This is a genomic window from Bacillus sp. FJAT-28004 (genome assembly GCF_001280845.1).
Lineage (GTDB): Bacteria > Bacillota > Bacilli > Paenibacillales > Paenibacillaceae > Pristimantibacillus.
On sequence record NZ_LGHP01000008.1, the window covers coordinates 1 to 10,470 of the forward strand.

16 protein-coding genes are annotated in these 10,470 nt (G+C 41.4%); 15 read left to right on the forward strand and 1 reads right to left on the reverse strand.

All coding sequences use genetic code 11. The features are described from left to right. Positions 1–135: 135 nt before the first annotated feature. The 15 genes from AC787_RS32540 (at position 136) to AC787_RS32615 (ending at position 9,942) form a co-directional block, all read left to right on the forward strand. A complete protein-coding gene (locus AC787_RS32540) occupies positions 136–1,014 on the forward strand; it encodes a hypothetical protein (protein WP_152970838.1) in 879 nt (292 codons plus the stop codon). Positions 1,015–1,050: 36 nt separating this feature from the next. Beyond that, a complete protein-coding gene (locus tag AC787_RS32545; protein ID WP_054029143.1) occupies positions 1,051–2,556 on the forward strand; it encodes a DNA cytosine methyltransferase in 1,506 nt (501 codons plus the stop codon). A gap of 49 nt (positions 2,557–2,605) precedes the next feature. Next, positions 2,606–3,124, forward strand: a complete 519-nt coding sequence (locus AC787_RS32550; RefSeq protein ID WP_054029144.1) for a hypothetical protein — start codon at positions 2,606–2,608, stop codon at positions 3,122–3,124. Next, a complete protein-coding gene (locus tag AC787_RS32555; RefSeq protein ID WP_054029145.1) occupies positions 3,117–3,674 on the forward strand; it encodes a hypothetical protein in 558 nt (185 codons plus the stop codon). The genes AC787_RS32550 and AC787_RS32555 overlap by 8 nt, the downstream gene beginning before the upstream one ends. A 244-nt stretch (positions 3,675–3,918) precedes the next feature. Then, the gene (locus AC787_RS32560) at positions 3,919–4,305 is read left to right on the forward strand and encodes a hypothetical protein (RefSeq protein ID WP_054029146.1); all 387 of its coding nucleotides are present in this window, start codon (positions 3,919–3,921) and stop codon (positions 4,303–4,305) included. After that, entirely contained in the window at positions 4,306–4,794 is a 489-nt protein-coding gene (locus AC787_RS32565) for a DUF2538 family protein (RefSeq protein WP_054029147.1), read from the forward strand. Between the two features lie 527 nt (positions 4,795–5,321). Then, the gene (locus AC787_RS34315; RefSeq protein WP_161807605.1) at positions 5,322–5,480 is read left to right on the forward strand and encodes a hypothetical protein; all 159 of its coding nucleotides are present in this window, start codon (positions 5,322–5,324) and stop codon (positions 5,478–5,480) included. Positions 5,481–5,870: 390 nt separating this feature from the next. Then, positions 5,871–6,119: a hypothetical protein gene (locus tag AC787_RS32580; protein WP_054029150.1), complete on the forward strand. Its 249-nt coding sequence runs from the start codon at positions 5,871–5,873 to the stop codon at positions 6,117–6,119. A 19-nt stretch (positions 6,120–6,138) separates the two neighbouring features. Beyond that, positions 6,139–6,375 (forward strand): hypothetical protein, encoded by a 237-nt coding sequence (locus AC787_RS32585; RefSeq protein WP_054029151.1) that lies wholly within the window; start codon positions 6,139–6,141, stop codon positions 6,373–6,375. A gap of 323 nt (positions 6,376–6,698) precedes the next feature. Beyond that, positions 6,699–7,436 (forward strand): hypothetical protein, encoded by a 738-nt coding sequence (locus AC787_RS32590; protein ID WP_054029152.1) that lies wholly within the window; start codon positions 6,699–6,701, stop codon positions 7,434–7,436. A gap of 370 nt (positions 7,437–7,806) precedes the next feature. After that, a complete protein-coding gene (locus AC787_RS34320) occupies positions 7,807–7,980 on the forward strand; it encodes a hypothetical protein (protein ID WP_161807606.1) in 174 nt (57 codons plus the stop codon). Between the two features lie 290 nt (positions 7,981–8,270). Then, entirely contained in the window at positions 8,271–8,576 is a 306-nt protein-coding gene (locus tag AC787_RS32600) for a hypothetical protein (RefSeq protein ID WP_054029154.1), read from the forward strand. Beyond that, a complete protein-coding gene (locus AC787_RS32605; protein ID WP_054029155.1) occupies positions 8,566–8,871 on the forward strand; it encodes a hypothetical protein in 306 nt (101 codons plus the stop codon). Before AC787_RS32600 ends, AC787_RS32605 begins: the two co-directional genes overlap by 11 nt. A gap of 83 nt (positions 8,872–8,954) precedes the next feature. After that, a complete protein-coding gene (locus AC787_RS32610; protein ID WP_054029156.1) occupies positions 8,955–9,434 on the forward strand; it encodes a hypothetical protein in 480 nt (159 codons plus the stop codon). 46 nt (positions 9,435–9,480) lie between these two features. Continuing rightward, positions 9,481–9,942, forward strand: a complete 462-nt coding sequence (locus tag AC787_RS32615) for a hypothetical protein (RefSeq protein WP_054029157.1) — start codon at positions 9,481–9,483, stop codon at positions 9,940–9,942. 269 nt (positions 9,943–10,211) lie between these two features. Here AC787_RS32615 and AC787_RS34325 read toward each other — a convergent pair. Continuing rightward, positions 10,212–10,470, reverse strand: a 259-nt coding sequence (locus AC787_RS34325) for a hypothetical protein (RefSeq protein WP_161807607.1), incomplete at its 5' end; no start/stop codon positions are given.

Genomic DNA, 10,470 nt, shown 5'->3' on the forward strand with positions numbered 1-10,470 from the left:
AGCGGCGGCCAACTGCTTGTTTCACCGGCAAGACCTTAAGGATTTCCGCTCATCGCCGCTTGGGCTAGACCGGCAAACGATACCGGATATTAGGGGGGAATTCGTGATATTACAACAATTATCTAGGAGGTAGATATGATGCAAATGGCAATGGACTTTTTTGCAGGTGAGATGACGATAGCATCCATTGACACGCGAGGTTTGCGACCGGAAGAAATGACACTTTCACAGTTTTTATCTGATCCAGCGTGGATCGCTCAGCTGGATCCTCATGCAAAAGGTGAGTCAAAAGGGATGTTCGAGCTAATAGAGCCTGATGGAAAAAAATATCGGGGTGGATGGATAGGTAAGTTTCGCAGTCCAGAACTGGCCAAACGAGATTTTCATAAGGATGCTGTTTATTATTCCATTCACAGAGGTTCCATTTTATCTGAACGTATCTTGGCTGATTACCCTAAAGTATTGACTGCTCAGCGCGGGATTCTCGCTAAGCTAAATGATATTCATTTGACGCTAGGAACGCATCTCCGGATTATGATCGGGAATGTAGAGCGATATGTGCACTACATGGACATCCCCCTCTATTGTCGAGTAAGCATGAGGGAATTTGTTTGGAATCATCAGCTGGTTGAAGAAGGCGAATCGCGGTATGGGAATGTGCTTATAAGCGGTATCGAGCAGATGGCAATCGCACTAGAAGTAAAGCTGAAAAATAGCGTTGTCCCTAATGATAACCGGCCGCATTTCTTCTTTGGGAAATATGAAGGGGCTTTAAAATATGGATCGGATGACACTCGGATTAGGTTTATGTTACCGCAAGAAATTAATCAAGATGGTTTTGTCATTAGGGAATCCATTCATGAGGGAGTGGTGCAGTATAACGCTGGATCAACCATGCCAGCTGTCCGCTATGCAGTTGAAGGTGCGGAGAAGACCCATACGCTTTATCCTTCGCAGTTTATAGCTATTAAACAGGGCAGTGCAGATTGGGACACGGTTCAGCAATCACTATAAACATGGAAATGACTCGGGAAAGGAAGTGGAGATAACATGCAAATTAAAACGGAATTTACTGCGGTCTTTCCATTTGGTGGGCTTGGAGGTGGCGCATTAGGCTTCCAGGATGCAATGGCTGAATGGGGCGGCTCAGTTGGTAGATGTAGAACGCTCTATTGCGCGGACTCTGACGCGGAAGCTTGCGAAGACTTTCGGAATATAACCGGATCACGCGCTGTGAAACTGGATTTCTTTTCAAGGAGTATGTACCGAGATTTTCATGGATGTGAGACGCCAGAAGATTGGAGGGAGCTAACAGCTGCAGATATCTATGACCTAAGCAATGGAGAAACACCGGATGTTAAATTCTCGTCAGCACCATGCAAGGGATTTAGCTTTTTACTTTCAGATAAAAATTCCAAGTCACTAAAATATCAGGCGTTGAATCAGCTTGCATTAAGAGAAACAGAGCTCTACTTAGAAGCATTTGAAGATGATCCTATTCCATTCATGATTATGGAGAATGTACCTGGTATTCGGACGAGAGGCAAAGCCATCTTGAGCAAAATAAAAAACAAGCTTAAGAATGCCGGCTATGCGCTGCGTGAAGAGATTTTTGACTGTGGAGTAGTCGGTGGACTCGGGGAGAAAAGAAAGAGATACATCTTAGTTGCTCGCTACATACCGAAAATGTCAGCTGAAGTATATCTGCCAGAATCAAAAAAGCTGAAGAGCATTGGAGATGTGATTGGTCCTTTGCCACTACCTAATGATCCATCCTGCGGACCGTTACATGTGTATCCCAAGCTCGCGTTTATCAGCTCGGTACGACTTGCTCTGATTGATGCTGGAAAGGATTGGCGTTGTCTCAATGAGAAAGACCATAATGACTATGCTCTACAGTATACACCGCGTGGATCCGGTGCTTATGGCGTTCAAGACTGGGATAAGCCAGGTCATACCGTCATTGGAAATGCAAAAATTACGGGAAGTAATGGAGCTGCAGCTGTAGCGGATCCGCGTCTAAAACTAAACCAGAACTGCAAAGCAAACTTGTACCGGATGCACCGGTTCGATGAAACGGCTCCAACCATTACTGGAGCAGCTGGCCCAAGTAACGGCGCATTATGCATTGCAGATCCCAGAGTAATGGATTATCTGCAGCAATTTGATGGCGTTTATCAAATCGTAAAACGGACGAACGAGCTTTTTCCACTCCTGGATCAAAAGTTAACTCCGGCGAACCAAAAACGTGGACAGTATGTGGTTTTATCAGAGGATGGAACTTGGCACCGCGCCGTAACAACTTACGAGATGGCCATGATCCAAGGTTTTAATCCTACGTTACCAGACGGTAGACCTTTTCAGTTAGTGGGCAATGATAAACGAGCGCAGCGTGAGCGCATTGGGAATGCAGTGCCGCCATTATCAGCAAAAGCGTGGGCAGAGGTTATCATGGTCGCATTAATGGCCAGTAGTGTAAACGCTTGGACGATGGGCACCACCGGATTATGGGTGAATCCATTTTCTAAGAATGAAGAGCTGCAGCTGGTGCATTAAGAAATAAATCGATTCTATCTTCTAAAAACAAAATCAAGGGGGATCCTTCATGATGTATGAAATTGATGCAAGATCTACTTTACGTTCTTTCATTCGGAAAATAGAGAAAAAGAAGCAGTTTGTTACCGCAAACGGAAAGGCAAACTTGTATGTAGGTAAGACCCAGTTATCTATTTACCTGCGAACCATGACCAGTAAGAGATCGATGTCTCTAAAGCTGAGCGTCATAAGAGCGGCCATTCAGCTGACTTACTACACAAGAACTGTAACACGGTTTGATCTGGAGCAATTCACGAAGGGAGCCAATAGCGCACTGCTTGGAATCATCATTGAAATTTTCGGTGACAAAGGAAAGCTTTCAAAAACGGCAAAAGGCATGTTGCGTCTTACGCTTCGTGGGACTAGATACTTCTTTGCTGGAACAGATCGGATAAAACGAGATTTAGAGATAGCTGCAGCTAATGGAGCGAGGTTCGTTTTAATGAGTTATATCCATATTCGCAATCGAAAGGCATGGAAAAAGCATGTGGAAAGGTTAGGTCTTAAAGTGCTTCTCGATAGTGGTTAGTGGCGCATTTACGGAATGGCAAGCCAATAAGAAAGGGAAAAAAATAGAACCAATAGAGCTGCAGGCGTATATGAAATTTCTGATCGATCACCAGGACGTCATTCACCGGTATATGAATTTAGATGTGGTAAATGATGCTGCAGCAAGTAAGAGAAACGCAAACATCATGAAGGAGTCCGGATTGAACCCCATAGAAATTTGGCATATTGGCAGCAGCCTTCGAGAATTGGATAGTCTGATTAAAGAAGACCATTCACTCATTGCGATCGGAGGAAGCGTAGGGGTTTCGGAAAAGAAGAGGAAGCGCGTATTTCGAAGAATATTCAAGTTGTATTATGAGCAGAATTTTCATTTTCTTGGAGGCAGTAGCAGGCTATTAAACTGTTTCCCCTGGTTCTCCGCTGACTCAACAGGCTGGAGTGTCGGGAGAATGTACGGATCCATCATTGATGAAAAGGGGCAGCGCAAGGCTCCAGCGGGGATGGAGGGGTTAGATGCATTGGCCTATAATTGCCGATATTTCACAAGCCTTGAATTAGTAGCTTCATAATCATGGGAATAGACAGCCCCTTTGTGAATCTTTATTTCAAAAATAGAGTAAGTAAAAAGGCAAGTAAGGTCAGATAATCCGTTAAAACGGTTGTGTATCACAACCGTTTTTGGTATAATTGAGTAGAAGGAGGTTGAAAATGACATCGTTTTGCGAGGTGTCTTTAAAGCGAAAAGCGAGGGTGAAATCCTCAAGTATTGGGACTAGTTAATCAAAGTAACTGTTATATGGAGATGACTACATTTTGAAGAAAACACATACAGACATACGTCATTTCGAAACGTTCACTAAATTGAAGTGTAATATAAATGACTTCTTACAAAAGCTAACCGCAAATGCAGAAGATCTGCAGGGAAGTGATGAGAAAGCAATTATTAAATCGCTCCTGGAGCTGATTGAATTAATTGAGGAAACGGATCTTGTTGAATACGTAGGTGCAGCATCATTTGCACAGATGTTAAACGTATCCCAACAGAACGTGACCAAATCAGGGAATAGAGCTCTGAATTTAGATTATAGAGGGAACTTTCTCCGACCTGATGCAATTGTTGATGGAAGACCGCTATGGCTTAAATCCAGAGCTGAACAATTTGTTATGGACAATGAAAAGGAAAAAATGGAGGATGATTAAATGAATCTGAAAAATACCGAGAAGAGTGCTAAGGAAGTGTCGGGTAAAATGACAAGATCTGGTATGACACTGGGGAACATTTGGTTTGTGACCGACGAACATTGTAATAACTTCATCCAGTTACTGAAAAAATTCAATGCTGCGGAAAAACCTGAATACGCAGCTGCTTGTTATGTTGTTGCACATCCAGAAATTTATTACCGGATAAATTGGACGGAAACAAAAAATCCGATCGGTTGGTACTGGGGCGAATGGAATAGAGAAGACGAGAATGATGATGAAGGTTATCATGCTGAGTCCGAAATCGTAGGTCAACTTTCCAGCGCATATCGTGGCCTGGTACAAGCAGTCGTGGAAATGTATACCGGAAGAAAGCAAAATTTTGATTTGATGGGGTGGCTTGGGAATGCTGGCGATGAAGTGTACAAGCTCTTTATTCAAGCTATGGAGATTCGCCGGGATCGCTTTGTAATTGAAATAGCGGAATAAGCTCAAGAAATATTTTAAATGTATCAGCAGCTTGCTTGATAAAACTCCATAGTTGCCAAGCAAGCTATGCTGCATACTGGAAAGGAGTGTAGGTAAACATGAATTGGGTTGAGGTTTTGTTCTATTTTCCCCAAATACCACCTCAAAGTCCAAGAGACTACTTTGCAATGTTCTGGTGGGGCGTTGGATTAATCATTCTCTTTTATAATATTTATCCCATGTTCTCGTATTACATTAACCCACATAAAGAGCAAAGGGCTAAGAAGATAAGCAAGAAGAAAATGGATAAATGGTTGAGATACAAGTGATGAGTAAGTTTCGCAGTACGACGAAACTCTCATACAACATATTGAATAGCTTTGTACATGGGAGGTTGTGTCTATGAGTTCAACTGTAAAGGGAGAATTGTCGGTTTGCTGTAAAAAGCCAGTTACACGTGGAGATAAAATTGCCCAAGCTTACCACAAAAGATACTGCACTAAATGCAATAAAGAGTGTCAAGTAATTCAGTGATATGGGGTGTACATGTGATTCCAGTTATAAGTGTATCGCTGTGGTGTCCACAGTGTCAGGTATGGACAAAAAATTATACTTGGCCAGGCATTCATGATTGTGGAACAACGGTTTTATCAACTGGCGATGGTGAGCAGCCTGATCTCGGATATGAGGGCGATGCAATTCAATGAATATCAAATGTACTAGAGAGGGAGTGAGCATGGTGGGATTTAATATCTTGGACATTTGTAAGGGATGTTTAGAAGCTGCTCTCGTCAACAAAGAAAAACATTGTCAGGGCTGTGCTAAGTAATTCGATGAATACGGAAATACATAGGAGGTGAAATTGTGTCGAAGTATTTTAAATTGTTAGATGGCTACTGTGAAAAATGTAATCAATTTGGATATAGGGTTCCAGAAAATCAATTTACTTTGCATTACGTAAAAACTTTTCAAACTTATGATTTATACAGGAAGGAACAATTGCAAAATGGGGTTAACGTGATTCATGACTATTTCGGTTGTACTTTATGCAATTCCGAAATGAAACATCCTAATTTTTTTAAAAGGCTTATAGGTTTTTGATAGTTGATAATTTAGTAAAAGATACTTTAAGTCAACTTAGTGGTGATTTGCATCCTAAAATTGATAAAAGTGTAGCAAGAGTAAAATTGGGGCAAATATCGGCACTATGTATTGGATTATCTGAAAAAGTAGAGGATTCAGAATTAAAAGAGCAAATCTGGGCATTGAAAAAAGAATCCGATGAATACTTAGAGAAATTATTTGATATGGTGCAAACAATTGAAATGCATGAAGTATCTGAATGAAGAGGAGCGTGCATGAAGAATGGATAATTTTTATCGTGGATTATCTGATTCAAAGCTGCGAGCAGCTTACGAAACTATTAAAGAGAATATTAAGAGTGGTATTTTAGCCGATGGGATGGAGAAAGAAAAAGAACTCATTCTCAATGTGGCAAATGAACGGAATATTGACTTGGAAGAAACAACGATTACATCAAAGCTTGAGACGGTAAAGGGGTATGTTGAGTGGGCTTCTGATACAACAAAATTAAAAGGGTGAGAACATGGAAATTTGGAAGTTGTTTATAGCAGTTCCGCTTGCTTTGTGTTCATTCGCAGTTACGTTTTATTTTTTTTGTTTGGGTATGCAATTTTTAACTGATCGAATAGCGTACATCATAAGGAGGTGAAATATGAAATTCAGTAGTGATAATCACATCAGAAGATTCCAAGAAGGGCTTATTAAAATGTTGTGTTGGTTTGTTTTTTTAGGGGCTCTGACATTATTACTTTGGTTACTTGTAGAAAACACTACTAAATAATAAGTAATCTGAAAGCTATAAATGATAAAACATATAAAATGAGATAACAAGGGGGATAAACATGCAGCCTTTAAAAATAAGAAAGATGGTTGGCTTTGCTTTACTAGCTATGTTCACCACAGTTATCCTTACGTCTTGTACCTTGGTAGAAGAGGTAATTCCCATAGACGAGTCACTTCCACGGATGGAAGAACTAGAAGGTAGTAAAATATCCTTCGAACATACCAAAGATGGAAATACTTTTGTAACCTCATATGATTTAGGCGATTATAAATTAGAGGACTGGAAGATCACAGACTCTAAATCTATTCATTTTAATATCGGAGTAAAAGAGCAAGCTGAGTCAACAGAATTACTGGTGCACCACGTTCATGCAGATATATCCATAAAGTCAACTGATCCGCAGCTTAATGGCATTACTCAAGATAGCATGGATAACTCGTACTATGGGACAACACAAGACGGTTTTTTTATTAGTCCAGAATATATGTACTCAAATATTTTCGCTATAGAAGGCTTCTCGGAAGATATCATTGCCGGATGGAGTTTCTATGCAGGTGGCTACGGGAACGGAGAAATTTCATCAAAGCGGCTCACGGAAGGGAGCTTGTTAAAAGCGGGGAGTTATGGCAGCCAACTATCCGTTGTATACAATATTCTTGTAAAAGGGAAGGACCAGAGCAAATATCATGTTATAACGCTTGAGGATCGCATTATCATTCCAACATTAGCAGCTATAAAGGCAAATGAGGAACAAGAGCAGGCCAAAGCAGCTGAGAGCTCTTCAATACCTGAATAGTTACAATGCGCCAAGGGACAGTAAGCGTTATATGCATATGGTACCGGTTAGAACATCAAATAATAAATATGGTCTGGAGTGATTCGTATGAATTTAATAGATTCCTATTGTGAGGTATGTAACCAGAAGGGTTATGTTGTACCCGAAGGAGCGTTCATAAAACACTTTGTAAAAACCTCTCAAACCTTTGATCTATATTGCCTTGAACAAATCGAGAAGGGTACGAACATCATTCATAACTCTAATGGTTGTACGATTTGTAATCCTAAAATGAAAGAACCAGGATTCTTCGACAAGCTTCTACGCAGGTCATAACATATTTAAGCGTTTGTGCATATTGCCATAGATAGAGACGTAAGAGGACGCACATATGCGTCTTTTTTTTGTTGCTATCAAGCTAAAAGGCAGTGATGCTGCAGGAGCTGGACATAATGAACCGATTGCTGCGGATCCTTCGCTCTATTACGTCAGTAAAGGATTTTTAATAGCCTGCAACTGCCAAAACAAGATGTATGCCCCGATGAAGGGATCTTTCTTAGTCTAACCGGTAGGTAAACCTATGGATAAGCCCCTGGGAAAAGGTAACGAGATTTATTCAAATCTCCTTTTGAACGATATGGTTTTAGACCTCACGCTCCGACCTTACCACTCCGCGCCTATGGCAATGCAAGGCCGAGCCCCTAGCGGGGTGGACGAAGACCATTCCACGGCGGGAGCAGAGAGCGGACTATGCAGCCCCTCTCACATCCCTTGTTCCATTCGTCCAGCCTTGCATTGCCGGCGCTTCATGGTGCGGACTGCGCGTGAGGTAGAGAAAACAAGGAGATGATTCAAATGAAGCAAGGGCAAATCGTATATTCATTCTTCATTGTAGATCAAGGTCTACTTTATTTGGAGAGCTTATTCATGACGGAGGATCAAAGCGAGGCAGAACGTTACGCTAGATCGTTCACAGCCGAATATTTGGTCGCACATGGTTATGACGGTGGGGGGCTTGAAAAGGAAACAGATGATGGTTACGCCATGATTGTTAAGTCTCGCTATGGTGTTGCTGCATGCGTCTATCAAGAACTCATTTGGAACTATCGTATGGATGGAAAAGAAACTATAAATTGGGAGGAAGATAGATATGCGAATTAAATCAAAAGATACTCATGATGGTGGCGGTAATTGTAGGCTAGTTGAGCTATTAATAGAAGATGGAGGAGAGCTTTTGTCCATTACGATTACTGAAGAGTGGATTGTGGGTCGAAAAATCCCATTCATAGTGGAAGATTGCGAAAAAGATTATGACTATCACGAAGTCGTATTATGGGCAGCTAATGATGCTGAATCGCTGAAGTACATTCCAGAAGAAATAAAGTTAAGCGTATTGGAAGCCTATCATGAGTACTGTAAGAATTTTAATCGCGATTTGGACATTACAAAGGTTTAACCATGATACTAAGTTGCTTTAATGTGAGGCTCTATAACATATGTGAAGCAAATTATTCAAAAATTGAAGGAGTAGTGCTGTATATGGAAAGAAAAGTGATTTTTCGTGGTCAAGTCGTTCGAATTGTAGAGAGGCGAGTGCCGCTAGAGAGTCGTAATCCTAATTGCCATTATTACAACTTAATTCACACAGATCGAGATTACCACTTCCCTTTTTTCATTTCAGAAATAGAAGGACTAATAAATTGGTTCGGCTATATCGTGTCGGATACGCCGTTAAGTACGTCAAAATCCAACTGGATAAAGCTAAAACCTCATGAGCGTATCGCGTTAGCAAGTGGCAGCTTAGAAGAACAGATAAAGGACTTATTAATAAGTATGGAAGGACAGAATTTCAAAAAAATGCATGAGGTCGTTGAAGATAGAGTACAGGATTTTTCTGACATCGATGACTGCTATGTAATCGGACCAGAAGCATACTATCGCAAAGGCTTCGAGAATGATCTCTCCGCTGCAGCAACACATTTAAACAAAATGATTGAAATGAAGAGAACACTTTTTTAAGAGCTGGTTAAGGAAAAACAAATTCAAAATATGAGGAGCAATGAAAATGAAGATAAATAACATCACCTCTTTTCCCTTATTAGAGCAGCTGGTCAACCACTTAGATAACCTTGATCCAGACATGGATCTTCTATATTTCGAATCATTCAATACGCAAGTAGAAGGGAAGCAATTCACTTATGATAATGAGCAGTATCAGGTTATAGATGTCGATTTGGGCAATAATGAAATTCCTCTTTTGGGTATTCTTCGGAGCGATGTAGCTACGCTTTCTCTCGAGTCCCTAGAATGGGATGATGAACTGATTAAGCCATCCGAGGATAAACAAGGGTATTACACCTTGGATGAACGTCCTTACATGGATCTTCAGTCTCCCTTCTTAGACCATATTGGTTGGTGTTTCGCACCAGGAGGTCGTTATTCGTGGAATTTACCTGGTATCGAAAATGGCACATTGATTGGCTTTTACTGGCTTCCGATTACTTCAATCATGAGGGAGCTTAAATAATGATATAAACATAACAGCCGGCAGAGCAGATCTGTGGGCTATTTTTTATAGCAATGGAAGTCACGTCCGCGTGGACGTGACCCTTATTATATTTTGGCCAGAGCCTCCCGCTGGCTGAAAAATCACCAGCCAACTGCTCGTCACTGACCGGACGATGTATATCCTCGATGCAAACAGCTTCAAAAAAAGGCATGTAGCTTAGCTGTAGCCTTTATTTCCGCTTTGCTCCAATAAAGACCTGCGAAGTAGTGCAAGCAGGATCCCTTTCGCTATGCTCTGGCACCCTGCCCAAAGATTAAAGCACCGGTGAACTTCGCAATAAACGGACGCCGCAGGCTGCTGTGCTCCTGGATGTTTTCAACCGCTGTATCCTTGCCCCTAACGCAATCCGTCATCTTAGCCTGCCATTCAGAACCTTGTCGTGCTAGGGTGCCTTTTCTACGAACGCCATCCCTTCGGGCATACCCTTGCACGACAAGAACCTGCATAGCAAATCGGGCTATGACGGCTACGTTAGAAGGATATTCA

What these genes read in the sequence shown, in the direction of transcription:
- AC787_RS32540 (WP_152970838.1), top strand. Translation starts at nt 136, where the DNA reads ATGATGCAAATGGCAATGGACTTTTTTGCAGGTGAGATGACGATAGCA.
- AC787_RS32545 (WP_054029143.1), top strand. Translation starts at nt 1,051, where the DNA reads ATGCAAATTAAAACGGAATTTACTGCGGTCTTTCCATTTGGTGGGCTT.
- AC787_RS32550 (WP_054029144.1), top strand. Translation starts at nt 2,606, where the DNA reads ATGATGTATGAAATTGATGCAAGATCTACTTTACGTTCTTTCATTCGG.
- AC787_RS32565 (WP_054029147.1), top strand. Translation starts at nt 4,306, where the DNA reads ATGAATCTGAAAAATACCGAGAAGAGTGCTAAGGAAGTGTCGGGTAAA.
- AC787_RS32585 (WP_054029151.1), top strand. Translation starts at nt 6,139, where the DNA reads ATGGATAATTTTTATCGTGGATTATCTGATTCAAAGCTGCGAGCAGCT.
- AC787_RS32590 (WP_054029152.1), top strand. Translation starts at nt 6,699, where the DNA reads ATGCAGCCTTTAAAAATAAGAAAGATGGTTGGCTTTGCTTTACTAGCT.
- AC787_RS34320 (WP_161807606.1), top strand. Translation starts at nt 7,807, where the DNA reads ATGCGTCTTTTTTTTGTTGCTATCAAGCTAAAAGGCAGTGATGCTGCA.
- AC787_RS32600 (WP_054029154.1), top strand. Translation starts at nt 8,271, where the DNA reads ATGAAGCAAGGGCAAATCGTATATTCATTCTTCATTGTAGATCAAGGT.
- AC787_RS32605 (WP_054029155.1), top strand. Translation starts at nt 8,566, where the DNA reads ATGCGAATTAAATCAAAAGATACTCATGATGGTGGCGGTAATTGTAGG.
- AC787_RS32610 (WP_054029156.1), top strand. Translation starts at nt 8,955, where the DNA reads ATGGAAAGAAAAGTGATTTTTCGTGGTCAAGTCGTTCGAATTGTAGAG.
- AC787_RS32615 (WP_054029157.1), top strand. Translation starts at nt 9,481, where the DNA reads ATGAAGATAAATAACATCACCTCTTTTCCCTTATTAGAGCAGCTGGTC.